General features: G+C 73.3%; 23 protein-coding genes. 19 read left to right on the top strand and 4 right to left on the bottom strand.

Annotated features, from left to right (window positions below):
- Nucleotides 1-55 precede the first annotated feature (55 nt).
- Nucleotides 56-1,252 (bottom strand): TIGR04053 family radical SAM/SPASM domain-containing protein, encoded by a 1,197-nt coding sequence (locus DDP54_RS06640; protein WP_242448261.1) that lies wholly within the window; start codon nt 1,250-1,252, stop codon nt 56-58.
- Nucleotides 1,249-2,703 carry a protoporphyrinogen oxidase gene (hemG, locus tag DDP54_RS06635; protein WP_109131084.1) on the bottom strand — a complete coding sequence of 485 codons (1,455 nt, stop codon included), beginning with the start codon at nt 2,701-2,703 and terminating at the stop codon, nt 1,249-1,251. The genes DDP54_RS06640 and hemG overlap by 4 nt, the downstream gene beginning before the upstream one ends.
- 100 nt (nt 2,704-2,803) lie before the next feature.
- Here hemG and DDP54_RS06630 point away from each other — a divergent pair, with 100 nt between their 5' ends.
- The 13 genes from DDP54_RS06630 to DDP54_RS06570 all read left to right on the top strand — a co-directional run bounded on the left by DDP54_RS06630 (nt 2,804) and on the right by DDP54_RS06570 (nt 15,226).
- Complete coding sequence (locus DDP54_RS06630) at nt 2,804-3,736, top strand: phosphoribosylaminoimidazolesuccinocarboxamide synthase (RefSeq protein WP_109131083.1); 933 nt, start codon at nt 2,804-2,806, stop codon at nt 3,734-3,736.
- Nucleotides 3,737-3,877: 141 nt separating this feature from the next.
- Nucleotides 3,878-4,951, top strand: a complete 1,074-nt coding sequence (locus DDP54_RS06625) for an iron-siderophore ABC transporter substrate-binding protein (protein WP_109131082.1) — start codon at nt 3,878-3,880, stop codon at nt 4,949-4,951.
- Between the two features lie 8 nt (nt 4,952-4,959).
- Nucleotides 4,960-6,006 (top strand): iron ABC transporter permease, encoded by a 1,047-nt coding sequence (locus DDP54_RS06620; protein ID WP_242448260.1) that lies wholly within the window; start codon nt 4,960-4,962, stop codon nt 6,004-6,006.
- Nucleotides 6,003-7,034, top strand: coding sequence for an iron chelate uptake ABC transporter family permease subunit (locus DDP54_RS06615; RefSeq protein WP_242448259.1), 1,032 nt, complete (start codon nt 6,003-6,005; stop codon nt 7,032-7,034). The genes DDP54_RS06620 and DDP54_RS06615 overlap by 4 nt, the downstream gene beginning before the upstream one ends.
- Complete coding sequence (locus DDP54_RS06610) at nt 7,013-7,855, top strand: ABC transporter ATP-binding protein (protein ID WP_109131081.1); 843 nt, start codon at nt 7,013-7,015, stop codon at nt 7,853-7,855. Before DDP54_RS06615 ends, DDP54_RS06610 begins: the two co-directional genes overlap by 22 nt.
- Before the next feature lie 69 nt (nt 7,856-7,924).
- Nucleotides 7,925-8,782 (top strand): AraC family transcriptional regulator, encoded by an 858-nt coding sequence (locus DDP54_RS06605; RefSeq protein ID WP_109131080.1) that lies wholly within the window; start codon nt 7,925-7,927, stop codon nt 8,780-8,782.
- A gap of 170 nt (nt 8,783-8,952) precedes the next feature.
- The gene (locus tag DDP54_RS06600; RefSeq protein WP_109131079.1) at nt 8,953-9,732 is read left to right on the top strand and encodes an electron transfer flavoprotein subunit beta/FixA family protein; all 780 of its coding nucleotides are present in this window, start codon (nt 8,953-8,955) and stop codon (nt 9,730-9,732) included.
- The gene (locus DDP54_RS06595) at nt 9,732-10,667 is read left to right on the top strand and encodes an electron transfer flavoprotein subunit alpha/FixB family protein (protein WP_109131078.1); all 936 of its coding nucleotides are present in this window, start codon (nt 9,732-9,734) and stop codon (nt 10,665-10,667) included. Before DDP54_RS06600 ends, DDP54_RS06595 begins: the two co-directional genes overlap by 1 nt.
- 10 nt (nt 10,668-10,677) lie before the next feature.
- Nucleotides 10,678-11,961 (top strand): FAD-dependent oxidoreductase, encoded by a 1,284-nt coding sequence (locus DDP54_RS18565; RefSeq protein WP_109131077.1) that lies wholly within the window; start codon nt 10,678-10,680, stop codon nt 11,959-11,961.
- The gene (locus DDP54_RS06585) at nt 11,958-12,251 is read left to right on the top strand and encodes a ferredoxin family protein (protein WP_109131076.1); all 294 of its coding nucleotides are present in this window, start codon (nt 11,958-11,960) and stop codon (nt 12,249-12,251) included. Before DDP54_RS18565 ends, DDP54_RS06585 begins: the two co-directional genes overlap by 4 nt.
- A gap of 68 nt (nt 12,252-12,319) precedes the next feature.
- Entirely contained in the window at nt 12,320-13,477 is a 1,158-nt protein-coding gene (locus tag DDP54_RS06580) for an acyl-CoA dehydrogenase family protein (RefSeq protein WP_109131075.1), read from the top strand.
- A gap of 53 nt (nt 13,478-13,530) precedes the next feature.
- A complete protein-coding gene (locus DDP54_RS06575) occupies nt 13,531-14,379 on the top strand; it encodes an SDR family NAD(P)-dependent oxidoreductase (protein ID WP_109131074.1) in 849 nt (282 codons plus the stop codon).
- A 40-nt stretch (nt 14,380-14,419) separates the two neighbouring features.
- Complete coding sequence (locus DDP54_RS06570; RefSeq protein ID WP_158274469.1) at nt 14,420-15,226, top strand: enoyl-CoA hydratase/isomerase family protein; 807 nt, start codon at nt 14,420-14,422, stop codon at nt 15,224-15,226.
- A 67-nt stretch (nt 15,227-15,293) separates the two neighbouring features.
- On the opposite strand, the gene DDP54_RS06565 is transcribed toward DDP54_RS06570, so the two are convergent.
- Entirely contained in the window at nt 15,294-15,767 is a 474-nt protein-coding gene (locus DDP54_RS06565; RefSeq protein WP_109131072.1) for a DUF5680 domain-containing protein, read from the bottom strand.
- Nucleotides 15,768-15,836: 69 nt separating this feature from the next.
- Entirely contained in the window at nt 15,837-16,715 is an 879-nt protein-coding gene (locus tag DDP54_RS06560) for an SDR family oxidoreductase (RefSeq protein WP_109131071.1), read from the bottom strand.
- An 80-nt stretch (nt 16,716-16,795) separates the two neighbouring features.
- Here DDP54_RS06560 and DDP54_RS06555 point away from each other — a divergent pair, with 80 nt between their 5' ends.
- The 6 genes from DDP54_RS06555 (at nt 16,796) to DDP54_RS06530 (ending at nt 22,245) form a co-directional block, all read left to right on the top strand.
- A complete protein-coding gene (locus tag DDP54_RS06555; protein ID WP_109131070.1) occupies nt 16,796-18,298 on the top strand; it encodes an amidohydrolase in 1,503 nt (500 codons plus the stop codon).
- A 185-nt stretch (nt 18,299-18,483) separates the two neighbouring features.
- Nucleotides 18,484-18,822, top strand: coding sequence for a hypothetical protein (locus tag DDP54_RS06550; RefSeq protein ID WP_146192376.1), 339 nt, complete (start codon nt 18,484-18,486; stop codon nt 18,820-18,822).
- Nucleotides 18,823-18,937: 115 nt separating this feature from the next.
- A complete protein-coding gene (locus DDP54_RS06545) occupies nt 18,938-19,993 on the top strand; it encodes a zinc-dependent alcohol dehydrogenase family protein (RefSeq protein WP_109131068.1) in 1,056 nt (351 codons plus the stop codon).
- A gap of 211 nt (nt 19,994-20,204) precedes the next feature.
- Nucleotides 20,205-20,471, top strand: a complete 267-nt coding sequence (purS, locus tag DDP54_RS06540) for a phosphoribosylformylglycinamidine synthase subunit PurS (RefSeq protein WP_109131067.1) — start codon at nt 20,205-20,207, stop codon at nt 20,469-20,471.
- The gene (gene purQ / locus DDP54_RS06535; RefSeq protein WP_109131066.1) at nt 20,471-21,166 is read left to right on the top strand and encodes a phosphoribosylformylglycinamidine synthase subunit PurQ; all 696 of its coding nucleotides are present in this window, start codon (nt 20,471-20,473) and stop codon (nt 21,164-21,166) included. The genes purS and purQ overlap by 1 nt, the downstream gene beginning before the upstream one ends.
- Nucleotides 21,163-22,245: a GNAT family N-acetyltransferase gene (locus DDP54_RS06530; RefSeq protein WP_109131065.1), complete on the top strand. Its 1,083-nt coding sequence runs from the start codon at nt 21,163-21,165 to the stop codon at nt 22,243-22,245. Before purQ ends, DDP54_RS06530 begins: the two co-directional genes overlap by 4 nt.
- The last annotated feature ends 11 nt before the right edge of the window (nt 22,246-22,256 follow it).

Here is a 22,256-nt window from a genome sequence, read left to right as displayed (position 1 = left end):
CGCGACGACGTCCTGCGTCGGACGACCGTCACCCGGGCCGCCGGCCACGTCCCAGTCAGCTCGGGACGGATGCCTCCGTGAGGTCCCCGACCGGCTCGTAGATGCACGCCGGGTCCTCGCCGAGCGGGTTGCCGTCGACCGCGAAGGCCCGCGCGCGAGACCCGCCGCACAGGTCGGCGTACTCGCACCGCCCGCACCGTCCCTCGAACGAGGTCCCGCGGATCTCGCGGAGCACGTCGTTGTCGCGATAGATCTCGCTCAGGGGACGCTCGCGCAGGTTCCCGAGCCCGAGCGGCAGGAACCCGGCCGGGTAGACCTCGCCGTCGTACGCGACGAACAGGATGCCCTTGCCGTCCCGCGTCGCGGCCGTGTGCGCGCTCGGCTTGCGGGTCGGTGCGCCGAGCTGGTCGCTCAGGCGCGCGGTGAGCGCGCGGTACGTGGCGGACGTGGGGGCGTCGTCACCGGCTCGCCGAGCGGCGACGACGCGACGGAAGAACGGCGCCTCGACGGTCCGGACGATGAACTCGTAGGCGGACGCGTCGAACAGGAAGTGGCACACGTCCTCGTGCTCGGCGGGGGTGATCGCGTTCGTCGCGACGCCACGGCCGACGTGGACGAGGAAGAAGACCTCCCAGACGTGGGCGCCGGTGCTCCGCACGAGCGCCGCGATGTCGGCGAGCTCCTCGAGGTTCTCGCGCATGACGGTCGTGTTGATCTGGACGTCGAGCCCCGCGGCGACGAGCGCCCGGATGGCCGCGACGGTGTCGTCGAAGTGGTGCTCGATCGCGCGGACACCCTCGTGGGTCGGTGCGGTCGCGCCGTCGAGGCTGATGGAGACGGCCCGGACGCCGCTGGTCGCGATGCGCTCGATCATCTCCGGGGTGAGCGAGGGGGTCACCGAGGGGGAGAGCGCCACGGGGATCCCGAGGTTCTTGGCGTGCTCGACGAGCTCGAACAGGTCGGGGCGCAGCAGGCAGTCGCCGCCCGTGAGCACCAGGATCGGGTACGGGCGACCGAACCCGGCGACCTGGTCGATGAGGTCGCGTCCCTCGGTGAGGTCGAGCTCGCCCGGGAGCGGCTTCGTCAGCGCGGACGCACGGCAGTGCCGGCACGCGACACCGCACGCCCGTGTCGTCTCCCAGAAGACGAGCATCGGGCGCTGGGCGAAGTCCACCTTCGACATGGGCACGCCGGGGTGGCCGCCACCGCCGTGGCCGTGGCCGTGCGGGCGATCGGTCGTCGGGATGGTCATGCGAGTCCTCTCGTGGGGTCGCCGGCGCTCACGAGCCCGGCCAGCACCTCGTCGGCGGTGCGTCGTGCCACCCCGACGCACGTGGCCACCCCGACGCCGGTGCTGGCGGCGCCGATGACGTGCACGCCGGGGACCTCGCCGAGTGCGCGCGCGATCCGGTCCAGCCGGCCACGGTGGCCGACGGTGTACTGCGGCATGGCCCGGGGCCAGCGCTGGACCCGGACCTCGACGGGGTCGGCGCTCATCCCCATGGTCCGGACGAGGTCGGCGTGGACGCGTGCCACGAGCTCGTCGTCGTCCATGTCCATGAACCGGCGGTCGCCGTACCGGCCGACCATCGCGCGCAGCAGGACGGTCGAGGGGTCGGCGAGGTGCGGCCACTTGGCCGCGAGCCAGCTGCAGCCGACGAGCAGCAGGTCCTCGTCGGCCGGGACGAGGAACCCGGTGCCGTTCAGCTCGCGGGTCAGTGCCTCGCGCGGATAGAGCAGCGTGACGCAGGCGGCATCGACGTAGGGCACCTCGGCGGCGGCCGCGGCGGCATCGGGCGCGAGGTCGGCGAGCAGGGGAGCGGTGACGAAGGCGGGCGTCGTCAGGACGACCGCGTCCGCGGCGAGCTCGCTCCCGTCGGAGAGGGTCAGGAGGTAGCGGTCGCCGTCGCGCCGCAGCGACTCGACCTCGGTGCCGAGCCGCACCCGGCACCCGTCGATCGCCTCGATCGCGCCGGTCAGGGACTCGACGAGCCGGGTCAGGCCGCCGTCGAGGGACACGAGAGCGGGGCCCTGAGGGACCTCCCGCCGCGGCTGACGGCGCAGCGCGAGGTAGATGCTGCGGCTCCGACGGGCCAGCGCGTCGACCTCCGGGACGGTGCTCCGCGCACTGAGCAGGTCCGCGCGACCGGCGTGGATGCCGCCGAGCAGCGGGTCGATGAGCCGGTCGAAGACCTGCGAGCCGAACCGGGGACGCACGAGGGCACCGATCGAGAGGTCCTCGTCGTCGGGCACAGTGCGGCGCGGGAGGACCAGGTCGAGGCCCGCGCGGGCGATGCCCAGGGGAGAGAGCAGGCCCGACAGCAGCAGGGGCAGCAGCCGCTGCGGGATGCCGAACATGGTGCTCGGCGGGAGGGTCCGCAGCCGACCGCGCGACCACACGAACGAGCCGCCCGCACCGGGCGCGACGGTGGCGTCGGCCAGGTCCAGGTCCTCGAGCAGCGCACGCATCGCCGGTGCCCGGACCATGAGGGCGTCGGGTCCGGTGTCGACGAGGTGCCCGCCGATCGCCTGCGTCCGCACCTTGCCGCCGAGCCGGTCGTCGCGCTCGACGAGGACGACCTCGAGGCCCGGTCGGCCGGCGCAGCCGAGGTGGTAGGCGGCGGCCAGCCCGCTGACGCCGCCACCCACGACGACGACGCGCTGGGGGGTGGTGACGGGGGGCTGATCTCCGGGCAGGGGCATCTGGGCGAAGGTAGTCCCGCACCCCCGCCGCCCGTGGGCCCTAGGTCCCGGGCGTCCGCACCCCGAGGGCCACCCGTGCGCGGAGCGCAGGTACGGCAGGATGGGCCTCGTGACCGCGTCGATCGAGCTACCCGGTTGGACCCCCACGTACTCCGGCAAGGTCCGGGACCTCTACGTCCCGGATCCCGCCCACCCGGTGGGTGCGTCGGTGCTGGCGAGGTTCGGAGACGTCCTGCTGGTCGTCGCGAGCGACCGGATCAGCGCGTACGACCACGTGCTGCCGACCCTGATCCCTGACAAGGGCGTCGTGCTCACGCAGCTCAGCCGGTGGTGGTTCGACCAGCTCGCGGACCTCGTCCCGAACCACGTCGTGGCCGGCTCCGACGACGCGGTCCCGGCGGCGGTCGTGGGCCGCGCGATGGTCTGCCGCCGGCTCGAGATGTTCCCGGTCGAGTGCGTCGCGCGCGGGTACCTGACCGGTTCCGGGCTCGTCGAGTACGTCGCGAAGGGCGAGGTCACCGGCATCCCGCTGCCCGCGGGGCTGGTTGACGGCTCGCGGCTGCCCGAGCCGATCTTCACGCCCGCGACCAAGGCGGCCCTCGGCGACCACGACGAGAACGTCAGCTTCGACGTCGTCGCCGGGCAGATCGGCGTGGACGACGCGGCGCGGCTGCGTGACCTGACGCTCGCGGTGTACGCGCGGGCCGAGGGGATCGCGCGTGAGCGGGGCGTGATCCTCGCGGACACCAAGCTCGAGTTCGGCGTCGACCCGGCGACGGGTGCGACGGTGCTGGGCGACGAGGTGCTGACCCCCGACTCGTCGCGGTTCTGGCCCGCCGGCGACTGGACGCCCGGCCGCGCCCAGCCGAGCTTCGACAAGCAGTACGTGCGCGACTGGCTCACCTCGCCGGCGTCCGGGTGGGACCGCTCGGGTGTCACCCCGCCGCCCCCGCTGCCCGACGACGTGGTCGAGCGGACCCGGTCCCGCTACCTCGAGGCGTTCGAGCGGCTGACCGGGCACCCGCTGCGCTGAGGGTGTGGCGCCGTCCCCCGGCGTCTGCGGGGCGGCCGTTTGCTGACGCCGTGCTGTGATCCATCCCGCGGTCGACGAGGCGTTCGGCCTCGATCCATTAGGTTAGCCTTGCCTCACTAACCTCCTCGGATCGGAGCCCTTGTGCACCTCAGCACGGCACACCCCACCGCGCGCACCCGCCGGGTCACCGCCGCCGTCGGCGCCGGGCTCGTGGCCTCCACGCTCGCCGCGTGCGGCGCGGGCGCGTCGTCGGACGCCGCGACACCGGCAACGACCGTGTCGCCCGCGTCGTCGGCTGCCGCGTTCCCCGTCACGGTGAGCTCGGCGCTCGGCGACGCGGTCATCCCCGCCGCACCCGAGCGCGTCGTCGCGCTCGGCTGGGGTGCCGCCGACATCGTGCTGGCGCTCGGCGTCGTGCCCGTCGGCATCGAGGCGGACACGTGGGGCGGCGACGCCGACGGCTTCGAGCCGTGGTTCCGCGACACGGTCGAGGCGCAGGGCGCGGCGCTTCCCGCGACCATCACGATGTACCCCGAGATCGACATCGAGGCGATCATCGCCCTCGAGCCCGACGTCATCATCGCGCCACAGTCCGGCATCGACCAGGCGACGTTCGACAAGCTCTCCGAGTTCGCACCGGTCGTCGCCCACCCGGGCGTCGCCTGGCAGACCTCGCCCGAAGACCAGGTGCGCATCGCGGCGAAGGCGCTCGGCGTCCCCGACAAGGCCCAGGGCCTCATCGACGACACCGACGCGGCCCTCGCGGCAGCCCGTGACGCCCACCCCGAGCTCGCCGGGAAGACCTTCGCGTACGTATGGGGCGGCACCCCCGGCTCGCTCGACGTCTACCTCGAGGGCGACTCGCGCGTGGCGCTCCTGACGGACCTCGGGCTCATGCTCGCGCCGTCCGTCGCCGACCTCGCGCCCGCCACGGGATCCATCGGGACGTCGCCCCTCGGGCTCGAGAACGCCGACCGGCTCGCGGACGTCGACGTGCTGTTCACGTGGTTCAACGACGAGGCCGAGCAGCAGGCGACCGAGGCCCAGCCGCTGTGGGCGCAGATCCCCGCGGTCCAGCGCGGCTCGTACGTGCCGATGATCGACCGGCAGCTCGGCATGGCCGTCTCGGTCGCGTCGCCGCTGAGCATCCCGTGGGCGCTCGACGCCTACGTGCCGCAGATCGCCGCGGCGATCGCCCAGGTCCCCGCGGCCTGAGCCCCACGGTGACCGCTCTCGACCTGCGAGCGCGGCCCCAGCACCCGTCGGGGGTGCGGGGGCCGCGCTCGCGGTCGCGGGCGCTCACGGCCGGTCTGGTTGCGGCGGCCGGGCTGCTCGTGCTCATGGTCGGCCTCAGCGTGGCCGTCGGCTCGAAGCCGGTCCCCCTCGGGGACGTCTGGCACGCGCTGCGGTCCCCTGACGGGTCGTACGCCGCGACCGTCGTCGGCTCGCGCATCCCGCGCACGCAGCTCGGGCTCCTCGTCGGCGCCGCGCTCGCCGTCTCGGGAGTGGTCATCCAGGCCATCACCCGCAACCCGCTCGGCGACCCCGGACTGCTCGGGGTCAACGCGGGCGCGTCGGCGTCGGTCGTCGTCGTCACGGCGCTCGCGGGGGCGGGGATCGGCCGGTCGGTGTGGGCGGCGATCCCCGGTGCGCTGCTCGCGGCCGTCGCCGTCTACGCGATCGGCACAGGCAGGCGCGGACCGACCCCGGTGCGGCTCGTGCTGGCCGGATCGGCGATCTCGGCGGTCCTCGTGGCGGTCGTCGCCGCGATCTCGCTCACGCGTCCCGAGGTCTTCGACAGCTACCGGTACTGGGTCATCGGGTCGCTCGCGGGCCGCTCGCCCGGGACCCCCGGACAGGCGCTCCCGTTCGTCGCGGCCGGCCTCGTCGCCGCGCTGCTGCTCGCGCGTCCGTTCAACGCGCTCGCGCTCGGGGACGAGACTGCGACGTCGCTCGGTCTGCGCGCCGGTCGGACGAGGGCCGTCGGCGCCCTCGCCGCCACGGTGCTCGCGGCGGCCGCGGTCGCCGCCGCCGGACCGATCGCCTTTGTCGGGCTCGCCGTCCCGCACGTGGTCCGCTCCTTCACGGGCGCCGACCACCGGTGGCTGCTGCCGTACTGCGCGCTTCTCGGCCCCGTCCTGCTGCTCGGCGCCGACATCCTCGGCCGAGTCGTCGCCCGGCCCGGTGAGCTCCTCGTGGGGGCGGTCACGGCGTTCGTCGGCGCGCCGTTCCTCGTCGCGGCGGTCCGCCGCGGGGGGTCGGGCCTGTGAGCGCACCGGTCGTGCGCCTCGGCGCGGGCGTGACGCTGCGGTGGCACCGCCGGGCCGTCCTCGTGTGCGCCGCGACGGTCGTCGTCGCGCTCGTCGCGATGCTCGTCACGCTCACGGTCGGTGAGCTCGGCATCCCGCTCGCCGACCTGCCCGCCGTCCTCGCGGGCGACGGGAGCCGGGCCCAGCAGTGGGTGCTGCGCACCAACCGGATGCCGCGGCTGCTCGTCGGGCTCGGTGCGGGCGCGGCGTTCGGCGTCGCGGGGTCGATCTTCCAGAGCGTCACGCGCAACCCGCTCGGCAGCCCGGACGTCATCGGGCTCGGGGCGGGCGCGGCCGCGGGCGCGGCAGCCGCGTCGCTCGTCTGGCCGGGTGTGGTGCCGGCTCCCGTCGGGGCCGTTCTCGGGGCGCTCCTGGCCGTGGTCGCGGTGTTCGTCGGATCTGGGCGCGGGTTCGCGTCGCCGTACCGGATGGTCGTCACCGGCATCGCCGTCGGTGCGATGGCGCTCGCGTTCGTGCAGCTCGCGCTCGTGCGCGCGACGCGCGAGGACGCCCAGGTCATGGCCGCATGGCTCAACGGCTCGCTCGCGTCCCGCCGCTGGAGCGACGTGGCGGTCATCGCGGCGGCGCTCGTGCTGCTCGTCCCCGCGGCGCTCACGCTGACCCGCCCGTTGCAGGCCCTCGAGCTGGGCGACGACTCCGCGACGTCGCTCGGCGTCTCCCCGGGCCGGACCCGGCTCCTGGCCGTCGGGGTCGGGGTGCTGCTGACAGCCGCGGCCGTCGCGGTGTGCGGCCCGGTCGCCTTCGTCGCGCTCGCGGCGCCGCAGGTCGCCCGCCGCCTGACCCGGTCGACCGGTCCGGGCATGGTCGCGGCCGCCTGCGCCGGCGCGGCGGCCCTCGTGGTCGCCGACCTGATCGCCCAGCGGCTGCCGTTCGGCGTGCAGTACCCGGTCGGGGTCGTCACGGCCGGCCTCGGCGGGGTCTACCTCGCCGCCCTGCTGGTCCGTGAATGGAAGAGGAGCTCGCTGTGACGACCCCGACCGAATCGCTGGTTGCCGGAGCGCCGGCCGCCGACGCGCTCCGTGCCGATGCGCTGACGCTCGCGTACGACCACGCGGTCGTCGTGCAGGACCTGAGCGTCACCATCCCGCGCGGCTCGTTCGCGGTCGTCATCGGCCCCAACGGCTGCGGCAAGTCCACCCTGCTGCGCGCGTTCGCCCGCACGCTCCCTCCGCGCTCCGGGCGCGTGCTGCTCGACGGCGTCCCGCTCTCGCGGCTGCGCACCCGGGACGTCGCCCGTCGTCTCGCGCTGCTCCCGCAGGCCCCCCTCGCGCCCGACGCGATCACGGTGGGCGACCTCGTCGCGCGCGGCCGCTACCCGCACCAGGGGCTGCTGCGGCAGTGGTCGCCCGCGGACGAGGTCGCCGTCGCCTCCGCGCTCGCCGCGACCGAGGTCACCGACCTGCGCGGCCGGCTCGTGAGCGAGCTCTCCGGCGGGCAGCGCCAGCGCGTGTGGCTCGCGATGGCCCTCGCGCAGGAGACCGACCTGCTGCTGCTCGACGAGCCCACGACGTTCCTCGACATCGCCCACCAGGTCGAGGTCATGGACCTGTGCGCGCGCCTGCACGAGGACGGTCGCACGCTCGTCGCGGTGCTCCACGACCTCAATCAGGCCGCGAGGTACGCGACCCACCTGATCGCGATGAAGGACGGCCGGGTCGTCGCGCAGGGAGCCCCCGCCGACGTCGTGACCGCGGAGGGCGTCGAGGAGATCTTCGGGCTCGGCTGCCGCGTCATCGCCGACCCGGAGACCGGCACCCCGATGGTCGTGCCGCTGCGCCGGGCGTCGTGACCGCTGGGTCGTCGGTGGCGGGCCGATGGTCCCGACCCGACCCCCCGTGACGCCCCTAGCGTCTCGGGCATGGCAGTGCAGCCCACGATCGGCCGGCTCGGCGCGGTCCACCCGACCCGGTCCGAGCTCGGGGTGTGCCTCGCGCCGCTGCGCCCGACCGGCGGCTGCATGGACCGGAACCGCGCGTTCGACCTGGTACGCACCGAGTTCCACGTGATCCTGCTGTGCTCGGGTGGTGCGGCCGACCAGATGGTCGACCTCGAGATGCACCACCACGAGCCGGGCTCGCTCCTGTGGATCCGTCCGGGGCAGGTCCACGAGCGTCCGCCCGCGGTCGAGGGGACGGCCGTGTGCTTCACCGACGAGTTCCTCGGTGCGGACTCCTCGATGCGCGTGGGTCCGACGTCGTGGAACCTCGGCGCCGACGACCTGGGTGATGTCCGCGCGCACCTCGCGGTCCTCGAGGGCGAGTACGAGCGGTACGTGTTCGGCCCCACCGGCCCGCACCTCGCGCAGGGCGACACGATGCTGCGGCACCTGCTGCTCGCCTTCCTCCTGCGGCTCGGCCAGGCCCCCGCTCTGCACGCCGGGAAGCCCGTCGAGCCACACCCCGTCGCCCAGGCGTTCTTCGACCTCGTCGAGCGCTCCTTCAGCACGCTGCACACCGCCGAGGAGTACGCGGCCGTCCTCGGGTACTCGTCGAAGACCGTGGCCCGCGCGAGCGTCGAGGCGAGCGGCCTCACCCCGAAGCGTGTCATCGACGCGCGGCTCGCCCTCGAGGCCCGGCGCCTGCTCGCCTACACCGACCTGTCGGTGAGCGTCGTCGGCCGACGGCTCGGCTTCGACGACGCGGCGAACTTCTGCAAGTTCTTCACGCGGGCGACGGGCACGACGCCAGGCTCCTTCCGTGCGTCGCGTCGCGGCTGAGCGGTACTGCGGCGGGTCCGCGCCGGGCCGTGTCCCGAACTGACCACGACCGGTCCCGTTCCTACCGCACCGGCGCGGTTCCGGGCGGTGCCCGGCCGCGAGGGTAGGAGGGTCAGCCCGGTACCGCGACGAACGCGTCGCCGGGACGCGCTCGTGGTGAGGATCCGGCCTTGGCCAGGACAGTCGTGTGCTTCAAGTGGGTCGCCGCCGAGGGCGAGCTGCGGGTGGACCCCGTGACGCGTGCCGTCGACGCGAGCCGCGCGCGACGCAAGATCTCCGACTACGACCGCAACACGATCGAGTCCGCGCGCATCGTCGCCGGGTCGATGGGCGGTGAGCTCGTCGGCCTGACGTTCGGCGGCCCAGACGCCCGGACGGGTCTGAAGGACGCGCTGTCCCGGGGCGTCGACCGCGCTGTGCACGTGGTTGCCGACGAGGGCACCCGGGCGGACGGCCACGTCACCGCGCAGGTCCTCGCGGCGCAGGTCCGTCGGCTCGACGACGTCGACCTGGTCCTGTGCACCGAGGGCGCGTCCGACACCTACGCCCACGAGACCGGACCGCGCCTCGGCGAGCTGCTCGGCTGGCCGGTCGTGACCAACGTCCGTGAGCTCACGGTCGAGGGCCGCACGCTGCGGGCGGTGCGCGTCGTCGGCGTCGACCTCGAGACCGTCGAGTGCGACCTGCCCGCGCTCGTGACGGTGGTCCCCGAGGTCGCCCCGGCACCGATCCCCGGGCTCCGGTCGGTGCTCGGCGCGGCCAAGAAGCCCAGCGAGCAGGTGCCCGTCGCCGACCTCGGGCTGCCGGTGGCTGCCGTGACGGCCCGGACGACCGTCACGTCGTTCCTCGGGTACGTCGCCGCGCGCCGCCGCGTGGTGCTGGCCGACGGCGACGCACAGGACAAGGTCGACGCGCTCGTCGCGGGCCTGGCCCAGGACGGGGTGCTCTGATGACCGGGATCTACGTCTTCTCCGAGGACCCGCGGCTCGCCGCCGAGCTCGTGACGAGCGCCGCGGCGCTCGCGGACGAGGTGCACGCCGTGTGCCTCGGTGCCGACGCGGCCGGCACGCTCAGCGCGACGGGCGCTACGTCGGTCGTCGTGCTCGAGGCCCGCGGGACGACGGGCGCCGCACGGCCCGAGGCGTACGTCGCTGCGCTCGCCGGTCTCGTGCGCGACCGCGGCGCCGACCTGCTGCTCGTCGGTGCGACCGTCAGCGGCTGGGAGGTCGCGGCACGGGTCGCGGCACTCCTCGACTGCGCGCTGGTCAGCGAGGCGAGCGTCATCACGGCCCTGCCCGACGGCGCATGGCAGGCCGAGCGCGTCATGTACGCGGGCGGTGCCGTGCAGACCGAGACGTGGACCGGGACGGCCGTCGTGACGGTCGCGGCGGGACGCGCGGTCGCAGCCTCAGCCTCGGGCAGCGCGAGTCCCGTCGAGGTGGTCGCGGTCGACGTCGACGAGCGCGTCCGGGTCCTGTCGCGGACCGCTCGAGTGCGCGCGGGGGTCGACCTCGCGAGCGCCGCCCGCGTCGTGTGCATCGGCATGGGGCTCGCCGAGCCCGGCGACCTCGAGCTCGCCGGCGACCTGGCCGAGGCGCTCGACGCCGAGGTGGCCTGCACGCGCCCCGTCGCAGAGGACCGCGGGCTGCTGCCGACCGAGCGGTACATCGGGATCTCGGGTGCCCACGTGCACCCCGACCTCTACGTCGGGCTCGGTGTCTCCGGGCAGGTCCAGCACACAGTCGGGTTCAGGGACGCGAAGGTCGTCGTCGGCATCAACACGAGCCCGACGGCGCCCCTGTTCGCAGTGTGCGACTACGCGGTCGTGGGCGACGCGCACGAGATCGTGCCACTGCTCGCCGCGGCCGTCCGCGCGCGGCGCTGAGGGCCGGGACATGGGCGAGGACACGGAGGCCGTCGACGTCATCGTCGTCGGCGCGGGACTGGCCGGGATCGCGTGCGCCTACCGGCTCGCGCTCGCGGGCCGGTCGGTCGTGCTGGTCGAGCGCGGGACGACCGTCGGCTCGAAGAACGTCAGCGGCGGGCGCCTGTACACGTACGCGCTCGAGGCGGTTGAGGCGGGGCTGACCCGCGAGGCGCCGTTCGAGCGGTCGGTCGTGCGCGAGCAGATCGTGATGATGGACGACGACCGCTCGATGACCGTCTCGCTCGCGGGTCCGCCCGCAGCGGTCGACGACCTGCCGACGTCGGTCACGGTCCTGCGCTCGCGGTTCGACGCGTGGTTCGCCGACCGGGCCGAGGCCGCCGGGGTCATGCTCGCGACCGGCATCCGGGTCGACTCTCTGCTCGTCGAGGACGGTCGGGTCGTCGGGATCATGGCGGGCGGCGAGGAGATGCGCGCCGGGGTCGTGGTGGCCGCGGACGGGGTCAACTCGTTCCTGGCGCGTGAGGCCGGGCTGGTCGGCGAGCTGTCGGCGCACGCGGTCGGCGTCGGGGTCAAGGAGGTCATCGCGCTCGACGCCGCGACGATCGAGGCACGGTTCGGCGTCGGTCCCGGTGAGGGTGCGGCGACCCTCATGCTCGGCTGCACCGCGGGGGTCCACGGCGGAGCGTTCCTCTACACGAACGCTGACAGCGTCTCGCTGGGCATCGTCGTCTCTCCCGAGCAGGTGACCGCGAGCGGCACCACGACCCACGGGATGCTGCAGGCCCTCAAGGCCCACCCCGCCGTGCGACCGCTCGTCGCGGGCGGCACGACGCTCGAGTACGCGGCGCACCTCGTGCGCGAGGACGGCTGGCGCGGCGTGCCGAAACGGCTCGCGCGCGACGGGTTCCTGGTCACGGGGGAGGCTGCGGGGTTCGTCCTCAACCTCGGGTACACCGTGCGCGGGATGGACCTCGCGCTCGTGTCGGGCGTCGCGGCCGCCGAGGCGATCGTCGCGGGCGGCGACCTGGAGATCGCGTACCGCACGGCCCTCGACCGGTCCGGCCTGCCCGCGACGATGCACGCGGCCGACGGCTACGCGGACCTCATGGGCATCGAGCGCCTCTACCGGACCTACCCAGGCCTCGTGCTCGACGTCGCCCAGTCGCTGTTCACCGTCGACGCCCGCGCCCCACGGCCGATCCGCACGCAGGTCCGCGCGGCGATGCGCGCCCACCACGTGCCGTTGCGCGCCGTCCTGCGCGACGGCCTCGTCGGAGTGAGGTCGATATGAGCGCCCAGCCCCTGAGCGTCCCGGAGCTGCTCGGGCGCGACCAGTTCGAGGTCGACGAGGACGAGCCGCACATCGTCGTCGACGCCCGGATCTGCGCGACGTGCGTCGACAAGCCGTGCGTCGCGGTCTGCCCCGCACAGCTCTACACGCTCGGCCCCGACGGCGAGCTGACCTTCGACCACGCCGGGTGCCTCGAGTGCGGCACCTGCCGGGTCGTGTGCCGGACCGGCGGGATCGTCCGGTGGACCTACCCGCGCGGCACGTTCGGCGTCAGCTACCGGCAGGGCTAGCGCCGCTCCGGGCAGACCCCGGTGTCGCGCGTCATCAGCAGAGATCGATCAAGTGAAGGAGCACGACGATGTGGTACCTGAATGAGGAGCGCGAAGCGATCCTGCGCACCGTCCGGGAGTTCGTCGCGACCGAGGTCGCGCCGCAGGCGATGGAGATCGACGCGAGCAACGAGTTCCCGCTCGCGCTGTTCAAGCGGGCGGGTGAGCTCGGGCTGCTCGGGGTGTCCGTACCCGAGGAGTTCGGCGGGCTCGGCGGCGACCAGACGACGCACGCGCTGGTCTACGAGGAGATCGCCAAGGCCCTGCCGGTCCTGACGGTCGCGATGGGTGCGCACAGCCTCCTCGCGGGCGGCCTGCTCGAGATGCTCGGCACCGTCGAGCAGAAGAAGCAGTACCTCGTGCCCGCGGCGGCCGGCGAGATCATCATGGCGTGCGGCTCGACCGAGGCCGTCGGCGGCGACAACCAGGTCGAGTTCCAGACGCGGGCCGTGCTCGACGGCGACGAGTGGGTGCTCGACGGCGGCAAGGTGCTCATCTGCAACATCGGCGTCGCGGACCTCTACGTCGTCATCGCGGTCACGGCCGACCACGTCGACCCCGTGACGAAGGCCGGTCTGAGCGCGTTCCTCGTCCCCGCCGGCACGCCCGGCCTGGGGATCGGCAAGCCCGAGCACAAGCTCGGCTGGCACGGCTCGGCGACCGGTTCGCTGTCGTTCACCGGCTGCCGCATCCCGAAGGAGAACCTCCTCGGCCCGCTCGGCGGGTGCCTGCAGGCGATGTTCGTCAGCGCGACCGCCGAGTTCCTCAGCTGCGGCCCGGTCAGCCTCGGGATCGCCGAGGGCGCCTACCAGATGGCGCTCGCCTACAGCCTCGAGCGTGAGCAGCAGGGACTCGCGCTGTTCGACCGGTTCCAGGTCACGCGGCACAAGCTCGCGCGCATGTGGGGCGAGATCGAGTCGTTGCGCGCTCTCGTGTACTCGACCTACGCCGAGCGGGACCGCGGCGAGCTGTGCCTCGCGACGGGCCGTCTGCTCAAGGTCAAGGGCGCCGAGGTCTCCGAGTACGTCGGCCGCGAGGCCATCCAGCTGTTCGGCGGCGTCGGCACGGTCGTCGACACCGGCGTCGAGCGGTTCTGGCGCGACGCCAAGGTCATGGCGATCGGCGGCGCCTCGGTCGAGGCGCTCCAGGACGTCATCGCCGGCCTGATCAAGCGGAAGCTCGCCTGACCGCACCCCCTCGGTTCACCCAACTCACGCAGCACTGTTCAAGGAGGAACGTCATGCAGGACTACCAGGGCAAGGTCGTCGCGATCACGGGTGCGGCGAACGGCATCGGCAAGGAGCTCGCGCTCCGCTTCGGGGCCGCGGGCGCACGTCTGGCGCTCGCGGACATCGACGCCGACCACCTCGGCGCGCTGCGCAAGGAGCTCGAGGACTACGGCGTCGAGGTGTTCGAGTCGGTGTTCGACGTGCGCCACTTCGCCGACATGGAGGCGTTCGCTGTCCGGACCGTCGCGACGTACGGCGCGGTCGACCTGTTCTTCAACAACGCGGGCGTCATCTCGGTCGGAACGATCTGGGACCAGCCGCTCGCGGACTGGGACTGGCTGTTCGACGTCAACGTCAAGGGCGTCGTGCACGGCATCAAGGCGTTCGTGCCAAAGATGATCGCGCAGGACACCCCGTGCCGGATCATCGACACCGCGTCGATCGCCGGACTGCTCACGGTCGAGAACTCGCCCGCGTACGTCGCGAGCAAGTTCGCGTCGCTGTCCCTGACCGAGGTGCTCGAGCTGCAGCTGCAGGGGATCGGCTCGAAGGTCACGGCGCACGTCGTGTGCCCCGCCGTCGTGCAGACCGACCTCGACAACTGCCTGCGGCACCGCGACCCGAGCACGTACGACGCGAACGACCCGTACTACGCGACCGACGACTTCCGCGCGAAGACCGCGGTCGTCACGGGGTCGATCCCGCTCGGCCTGCCGGTCGCGGACGCGGTCGAGACGATCATCACCGAGATGGAGAAGGGGACCTTCTACATCCTCACGCACCCCGCCTACAACCCGGCGATCACGGGCCGGACCGCGGCGATCGTCGCGGGCGTGCGGCCCAAGCTCGTCGTGCGCTGACCTGACCCGACCGACCGGACCCTGGCAAGGAGCAAGCACCGTGTACCCGTATGAGAAGAAGTACGACCACGTCGTGACCGTCGAGAAGGACGGCCACGTCGCGACGATCACGCTCGACTGCGCGGAGAACCTCAACCGGTTCGGCGAGCAGCTCATCGACGAGCTGGGCGCCGCGCTCGACGACGTCCACTGGGACGACGAGATCCGCGTCGCGATCCTGCGCGGCACCGGCCCGGTGTCGTTCGGGCCCGGCGACCTCGACATCATCAAGACCAAGCTCGCAAAGGACCTGAAATCCGCGCGCGAGGTCATGTTCGAGATCTCGGGCCTGCTGAAGAAGCTGTACACGATCCCGGTGCCCGTCATCGGGCTCGCGGAGGGCGCGTGCCTCGGCGGTGGCTGCAACCTGGTGCTCTCGACCGACATCGTCGTGGCCTCCGAGAAGGCCTCGTTCCACGAGCTGTTCGTCAACTACGCGCTCAGCCCCGACACGGGTGGGCTGTGGGCGCTCCAGCGTCTGGTCGGCCCGATGAAGGCGAAGGCGCTGTGCATGCTCGGCGAGCCGATCGGCGCGCAGGCCGCACTCGACATGGGCATGGTATACGAGGTCGCCCCTGCCGACGAGGCGTACGCCCGGGCCCGCGCCCTGGCCGACAAGATCGCCGAGAAGTCGCCCGTCGGCATCAACCACGTCAAGCAGATCTCGAACCGGCTGCACGACTACTCGATGGACACGTACTTCCAGATCGAGGGTGACTACCTCGCGCTCGGTGCACTGAGCGCGGACTTCATGGAGACGAACGTCGCGGCGGCACAGAAGCGGGCTCCGGAGTACAAGGGGTTCTGAACCCAGCTGAGAACGACGACGGCGGCGCCGGAACCTTCGGGTACCGGCGCCGCCGTGGACGCTGGCGTCAGCGCTCGCGCACGAGCCCGCCGTGGTAGACGAGCTCGTAGACCCGCTCGTCGCCCCGGCCGATCCACTCGGTGCCGGTGAAGTGCGTGACGTCGCCGTCGTTCGTGTCGGTGTACGTGTAAGGGTCGACGTCGAAGCTCCAGCCGCCCAGGAAGCGGCCCTCGGCGTACAGCGCCGTGAGGCACGCCTTGATCGTCGCGCCCGACGTGGCCGCGTCGATGAGGTCCGGACGCAGCAGATACCCGTAGTAGTTGAGCGCCCAGACGGGGTGCCCGTCCCGCACGACGAGCTCCTGCCCGAGGAAGTCCGCGCCGCCCACGTACGTGTCGATGTAGGTGAACGGTCCGTCGGCGAACTGCAGGTCGTGCGACCCGGGACGCGACGACGCGACCATGCCGCTGCTGGCCGCGTACGTGTGCGCCTTCGCCCGGACGATGAATCGCGTGAGGTCGTCGAGGTCGGTCGTCGTCATGGGGTGCTCCGGGGTCGTCGCGGATCTCGGTGCAGAGGCTAGGACGGGGCACCGACACGGACGAGCACGTCAGAGCGCGAGCGGCGCCAGCAGCTCGCGGAGCGTCATCGAGCGCCGGCCCGTGAGCCGTTCGACCGTGTCGGTGACGAGGGCCAGCTCGCCGGCGGCGATCGCGGTGTAGGTGGAGACCCAGGCGTCGACCTGCCAGTCGGGGGCGCCGTAGGACGCGCGCGACGCGTACGCCTCCTCGATCGTCTCCGGGACGTAGGTCGTCGCGCGGCCGGTCACCTCGGTGATGATCTGGGCGGCTTCCGTCAGGGTCAGGGCCTCGCTTCCGGTGAGCTCGTAGGTCGCCCCGGCGTGCTCGTCGGCGGCAAGGAGGATGCCCGCGGCGACTCGTGCGACGTCGGCGCGCGCCACGGCACCGACCACGCCGTCGTCCGCGGGGCCCCGGATGACGCCGTCGGGCCCGGCCAGGTCGGGCAGGAAGTCGAGGTAGCAGCTGTCGCGCAGGATCGTGTGCGGCACCCCGGCTGCCCGCAGGTGCTCCTCGGTGGCCCAGTGGTCCCGCGCGAGCGTGAAGGTCGCATCGGGCGCGGCTCCGAGGAACGACGTGTAGACGACGTGGTGGACCCCCGCCGCGACCGCCGCGTCGATGAAGGTGCGGTGCTGGTCGAGCCGGTCCGCGCTCTCCGCGGCCGAGACCATGAGCAGCACGTCGACCCCGGCGAGCGCAGCGACCGACCGGTCGTGGTCGCCGTACGTCGTCTCCACGACCGTCGCTCCGGGGAGCTGCGGTGCCCGAGCGGCCGACCGGACGACGAGTCGCAGCCGTGCCCCCTCGCGCGCCAGGTCGTGCGCGACGAGCCCGCCGACGTGGCCGGTCGCGCCGGTCACTGCGATGAGGCCCGCCGTGGCAGGGGGGAGGGGTGATCCGGTCGCGGTCATCCCCCCATGATGGATCGGCCTCGCCGCGGCCGCCCGCCACACCGCGCCCGGCCGCTGCCCCCGAGTGGTTCGATGACCACATGAACGGATCTCCGGTCGAGGCTGTCCTGCTCACCGACGCGCGGCTCGTGGGGGCTGCGCGCCCGGTCGATGTGCTCGTGCGCGACGGCCGGATCGTGGCGGTCGGACCTCGGGACACGGCGGACGGCCGGGCGGGTGCCGAGCGGATCGACCTCGACGGCCGGACGGTCATCCCTGGCCTCTGGGACGCGCACACGCACATGACGCAGTGGGCGCTCGCGCGGCGGCGGGTCGACCTGTCCGGGGCGTCGTCGGCCGCCGAGGCTGTCGCGATCGTCGCCCGTCGGCTCGCCGAGCAGCCGCCGCCCGCCGGGGTGCCACTCGTCGGGCACGGGTTCCGCGACGGGCTGTGGCCCGACGTCCCGACCGCGGCCCTGCTCGACGCGGCCGTGGGGGAGACGCCCGTCGTGCTCGTGTCGGGCGACCTGCACTCCGGGTGGCTGAGCAGCGCCGGGCTCCGGCTCGTCGGCGCGGGCGAGGGTTCGACCGGGGTGCTGCGCGAGGGTGCGTGGATGCCGTTCACGGCCGCGATCGACCACGTGCCCGACGACCTCGCGGACGCCTGGGTCGACGAGGCCGCCCGGGCTGCGGCAGCCCGCGGAGTGGTCGGTGTCGTGGACTACGAGATCGCCGACAACCTCGACGTGTGGCGCCGCCGGATGGCGCACGGCTCGACAGCGCTGCGGGTCCGGGCCGGCGTGTGGGAGGCGTTCCTCGACCGCGTCGTGGCCGAGGAGCTCGCGACGGGCGACGTGGTCGTCGGCACGGGCGGGCTGCTCGCGCAGGGCCCGCTCAAGGTCATCACCGACGGTTCGCTCAACTCGCGGACGGCGTTCTGCGTCGAGCCGTACCCGGACCTCACGGGCGACGGCGCGCGCGGCGTGCTCTCGATCCCGCCCGAGCTGCTCGTCCCGCTCATGGGCTACGCGCACGCGCATGGCCTGACGTGCGCGATCCACGCGATCGGCGACACCGCGAACACCCTCGCGCTCGACGCGTTCGCCGCGACGGGTGCGCGCGGCAGCATCGAGCACGCGCAGCTGCTCGACCCCGCCGACATCCCCCGGTTCGCCGAGCTCGGCCTCGTCGCGAGCGTCCAGCCCGAGCACGCGATGGACGACCGCGACGTCGCCGACCGGCACTGGCACGGGCGCACCGACCGTGCGTTCATGTTCCGCTCGCTCGTCGACGCCGGGGCCACGCTCGTGCTCGGCTCCGACGCGCCGGTCGCCCCGCTCGACCCGTGGATCGCGATCGACGCTGGCGTGACGCGCGCTCGGGACGGCCGCGAGCCGTGGCACCCCGAGCAGCGCATCGACCTGCGCACCGCGCTCGCGTCGTCGACCGATGGCCGTCCGCTCACCCTGGCCGTGGGTGCGCCCGCGGACCTCGCGGTGCTCGACGTCGACCCGGACGACCAGGTCGACGCACCGGGCGGGCTGCGGGCGATGCCGGTCGCGGGCACGTTGCTCGGCGGGCGCTGGACGCACCGCACGTTCTGAGCAGTCCGCCTCCGATCGCCATGGAAGGGAAACCTGTGCGTCGACGCCAGCTCGTACGTCAAGCTCTCGCGGCGGTGGCGATCGCGCTCGTGGTCGCCGCCTGTACCGCGTCACCGTCGGCCTCGCCGGCTCCGTCGGTGATCTCCGCGACCTCGGATGCCCCCCCGCCGCGCTCGACTCCGACCGTGGCGCCGCTCGTCGTCCCCACGCCGGTGCTCGGTGAGGTCGCGCGCGTGGACTACACCCAGGCGTCCGGAGTCGTGAGCTCGAGAACCGAGTCGCCACCGCAGGCCGCGGTGGACTACGTCGTCACGGCGTCCTGCCGGGCGACGGCAACCGTCGAACTCACCTTCGTCGTACACCAGGGCGACATCGTCGTGGCCTCGGGAAGCGTTCCGTGCGGACCTGACATCGTTCGCGACACCGTGGGGGACGTGCAGCCGGGACCCGCGGTCGACATCACCCTGACCGGAGATCTCACCGACGTGACCGCTGCCTTCGCCACCGTCGGCCCGTCGATGTGACCTCGGCGCTGGCATCGGATGATCGACCAATAATTGCCAGTGGTCGCGGCAAGGAATGGTTGTCACCGGATGGCAGGTCGCGGCTCGGCGACCGCGCGTGCCCCAGGATGTACCCGTGCGCGCCGTCATGATCGAGGAGTTCGGGGCCCTGCCCACCGTCCAGGACGTCCCGACGCCCGCGTGCCCGACGGCGGGCGTGGTGGTGAAGGTCGAGGCCACGGGCGTGTGCCGCAGCGACTGGCACGCGTGGCAAGGCCACGACTCGGACGTCACGCTCCCGCACGTCCCGGGCCACGAGCTCGCAGGAACCGTCGTCGAGGTCGGGCCCGACGTGCGCAACTGGGTGGTCGGCGACCGGGTCACGGTGCCGTTCGTCAACGCGTGCGGCGACTGCGCGGCGTGCCGGGCGGGCGAGCAGCAGGTGTGCGAGCGCCAGACGCAGCCGGGTTTCACGCACTGGGGCTCGTTCGCCGACCTCGTCGCGCTCGACCACGCGGACGTCAACCTCGTCCGGCTGCCCGACGGGATGTCGCCCGTGACGGCCGCGGGGCTCGGCTGCCGGTTCGCGACGGCCTACCGCGCGCTGACCGTGCACGGGCGGATCCAGCCCGGGCAGTGGGTCGCCGTGATCGGCTGCGGCGGCGTGGGCCTGTCGGCCGTCATGATTGCAGCCGCCCTCGGCGCCCGGGTCGTCGCGGTCGACGTCTCGCGTGCGGCCCTGGTCGCGGCGCACAAGTTCGGTGCGACGCTCCATGTCGACCCCCGGACGCTGGGCACGGGCTCCCCGGCGGACGTCGGCGCGGGGATCCGCGCGCTGACCGACGGTGGCGCCCACGTCTCGCTCGACGCGCTGGGCTCGCCCGCAACCGCTGCGGCGTCTGTCCTGAGCCTGCGTCGGCGCGGCCGGCACGTGCAGGTCGGGCTCCTGCTCGGGGACCAGTCCGCGCCCCGCCTGCCGATGGACCGGGTCATCGCCTGGGAGCTCGAGCTGTACGGCAGCCACGGCATGGCCGCGCACGAGTACCCCGCGATGCTCGAGCTGATCGCCGCGGGCGTGCTGCGCCCCGAGCAGCTCGTGGGGCGGGTCGTCCGGCTCGACGAGGCACCCGAGGCGCTCGCGGCCATGGGCGGGCCGGTGGGGTCGACGGGGATGACGATCGTCGTGCCGTGAGCTGCCAGCCACCGCTCTCGAGGCGCTATCCAGAGGAATCGGTCCTCCGGGCGCGCAGGATCCTCTGAATCCCGTGACGGTGGCGGCTTTCCGGACCGAGGGGGTACGAGTCCTGCGGCCCGGGTTCTCGCCATGCGGCCCGACGACGAGACCTGGTCCGCAACTCGGTAGTCTGGCTCCTGCCCCTCCACCGCGAACTCAGGAGCCACCCGTGGGACGAGTCGTCGTCGATGTGATGCCGAAGCCCGAGATTCTCGACCCGCAGGGCAAGGCCGTCGCCGGTGCGCTGCCCCGGCTGGGGTTCGTGCAGTTCACGAGCGTGCGCCAGGGCAAGCGGTTCGAGCTGACGTGCGACGGTCCGGTGACCGACGAGATCCTCGCGGCCGCCCGTGAGGCCGGGGAGCACGTGCTCTCCAACCCGGTGATCGAGGACGTCGTCGCGGTCTACGCGGACGAGTCGGTCGCGGCGGACGCCTGATGACGCGCATCGGCGTCGTCACGTTCCCGGGCACGCTCGACGACCGGGATGCCGCCCGCGCGGTCACGCTCGCTGGCGCCGAGCCGGTGGCGCTCTGGCACGCGGACGCGGACCTGCATGAGGTCGACGCCGTCGTGCTGCCGGGTGGTTTCTCCTATGGCGACTACCTGCGCGCGGGTGCGATCAGCCGGTTCGCGCCGGTCATGAGCTCGATCGTGGACGCCGCGAACGGTGGGCTGCCCGTGCTGGGTATCTGCAACGGCTTCCAGGTCCTCACCGAGGCGCACCTGCTGCCGGGGTCGATGATCAAGAACGACCATCTGCGCTTCGTGTGCCGCGAGCAGGTGCTGAGCATCGAGAACATCGACACGGCCTGGACGCGCGACTACACGCGCGGCGAGCGCATCACCGTGCCGCTGAAGAACCAGGACGGCCAGTACGTCGCCGACGAGCGCACGCTCGACGAGCTCGAGGGCGAGGGCCGGGTCGTCTTCCGCTACGAGGACGTCAACCCGAACGGGTCGCGGCGCGGCATCGCCGGCATCACGAACGCCGCGGGCAACGTCGTCGGCCTGATGCCGCACCCCGAGCACGCGGTCGAGGTGGGCTTCGGGCCCGACGGCGCCAAGGGCCCGCGCACCGGGACGGACGGGCTGCGGGTCTTCACCTCGGTCCTGCACGCACTGGTCGGATGACCGCGCAGAGCGCCCAGGAGCCCGACGTCTCGATCGACCTCGTCGACTGGGACGACCCCGACGCGACCCGGCTCCGGGACGCCCAGCAGGCCGAGCTGCGCGCGATGTACGGGGACGACGACATCGGGCACACCATGACCGGCGAGCAGATCGTCGCGATGGTGCTGGTCCGCGTGGACGGGGTGCCCGCCGCGTGCGGGGCGCTGCGCGACGTGAGCGACGAGCAGGGCGCGGGCGTCGGTGAGCTCAAGCGGATGTACGTCGTGCCGGGCTACCGCGGTCGTGGGCTGTCGCGGCTCGTCCTGACGGACCTCGAGGAACGGGCGCGCGCGCTCGGGTTCGGTCGGCTCATCCTCGAGACCGGCGTCCTGCAGTCCGAGGCGATCGGCCTGTACCTGACGTCGGGCTACCACCCGATCGAGAACTTCGGCGAGTACGCGGACGTGGCCGAGTCCCGGTGCTTCGCGAAGAACCTGCACGCGACGCCGCGGCGCTCGGCCCGGGGTGCGGCTGCCCGCGGCTCGGCTCTGCCCGCCGGGGACGACGGCCAGGACGCCCTGCCCGACGACGACGACGTGCACGTCCGCCACGCCGTCACGCTGCGCGCCGTCGGCTGGGACGACCCGGACGCCGTCCGGCTGCGGCGCGCGATGTACGACGAGGAGAACCTGCCGCGGTACCCCGAGCTCGGGCAGGCCGTCGAGCGGCGCGGTGGCTACGACGTGCACGACGCGGCCGAGGGCGAGGGCGCGCTCACGACCCTCATCGCCGACGTCGACGGGGAGCCCGTCGCCTGCGTGACGCTGCGGGCGGCCGGACCGGGCATCGGCGACCACGCCGGAGAGCTCAAGAAGGTCTTCGTGCGGGGGAGTGCACGCGGGCTCGGGCTCGCCCGGACGCTGCTCGCCGAGGTCGAGGTCGAGGCGCGCGCTCGCGGGCTGGACCGGCTCGTCCTGCACACCGGGCGGCGTCAGCCCGAGGCCATGACGCTGTACCTGTCGGTCGGGTACCGGCCGATCCCGCCCTTCGCGCCATACGTCGGCGACCCGATCGCGATGTGCTTCGCGAAGGACCTCTGAGCAGGTCAGGC

Source organism: Cellulomonas sp. WB94, from assembly GCF_003115775.1.
Classification (GTDB): Bacteria; Actinomycetota; Actinomycetes; order Actinomycetales; family Cellulomonadaceae; genus Cellulomonas_A.
This window is presented reverse-complemented; position numbering and strand designations above follow the sequence as displayed.

What these genes read in the sequence shown, in the direction of transcription:
- DDP54_RS06560 (WP_109131071.1), bottom strand. Translation starts at nt 16,715, where the DNA reads ATGACCGCGACCGGATCACCCCTCCCCCCTGCCACGGCGGGCCTCATC.
- DDP54_RS18565 (WP_109131077.1), top strand. Translation starts at nt 10,678, where the DNA reads ATGGGCGAGGACACGGAGGCCGTCGACGTCATCGTCGTCGGCGCGGGA.
- purQ (WP_109131066.1), top strand. Translation starts at nt 20,471, where the DNA reads ATGACGCGCATCGGCGTCGTCACGTTCCCGGGCACGCTCGACGACCGG.
- DDP54_RS06605 (WP_109131080.1), top strand. Translation starts at nt 7,925, where the DNA reads ATGGCAGTGCAGCCCACGATCGGCCGGCTCGGCGCGGTCCACCCGACC.
- DDP54_RS06565 (WP_109131072.1), bottom strand. Translation starts at nt 15,767, where the DNA reads ATGACGACGACCGACCTCGACGACCTCACGCGATTCATCGTCCGGGCG.
- DDP54_RS06630 (WP_109131083.1), top strand. Translation starts at nt 2,804, where the DNA reads ATGGGCCTCGTGACCGCGTCGATCGAGCTACCCGGTTGGACCCCCACG.
- DDP54_RS06640 (WP_242448261.1), bottom strand. Translation starts at nt 1,252, where the DNA reads ATGACCATCCCGACGACCGATCGCCCGCACGGCCACGGCCACGGCGGT.
- DDP54_RS06530 (WP_109131065.1), top strand. Translation starts at nt 21,163, where the DNA reads ATGACCGCGCAGAGCGCCCAGGAGCCCGACGTCTCGATCGACCTCGTC.
- DDP54_RS06595 (WP_109131078.1), top strand. Translation starts at nt 9,732, where the DNA reads ATGACCGGGATCTACGTCTTCTCCGAGGACCCGCGGCTCGCCGCCGAG.
- hemG (WP_109131084.1), bottom strand. Translation starts at nt 2,703, where the DNA reads ATGCCCCTGCCCGGAGATCAGCCCCCCGTCACCACCCCCCAGCGCGTC.
- DDP54_RS06585 (WP_109131076.1), top strand. Translation starts at nt 11,958, where the DNA reads ATGAGCGCCCAGCCCCTGAGCGTCCCGGAGCTGCTCGGGCGCGACCAG.
- DDP54_RS06555 (WP_109131070.1), top strand. Translation starts at nt 16,796, where the DNA reads ATGAACGGATCTCCGGTCGAGGCTGTCCTGCTCACCGACGCGCGGCTC.
- DDP54_RS06580 (WP_109131075.1), top strand. Translation starts at nt 12,320, where the DNA reads ATGTGGTACCTGAATGAGGAGCGCGAAGCGATCCTGCGCACCGTCCGG.
- DDP54_RS06575 (WP_109131074.1), top strand. Translation starts at nt 13,531, where the DNA reads ATGCAGGACTACCAGGGCAAGGTCGTCGCGATCACGGGTGCGGCGAAC.
- DDP54_RS06610 (WP_109131081.1), top strand. Translation starts at nt 7,013, where the DNA reads ATGGAAGAGGAGCTCGCTGTGACGACCCCGACCGAATCGCTGGTTGCC.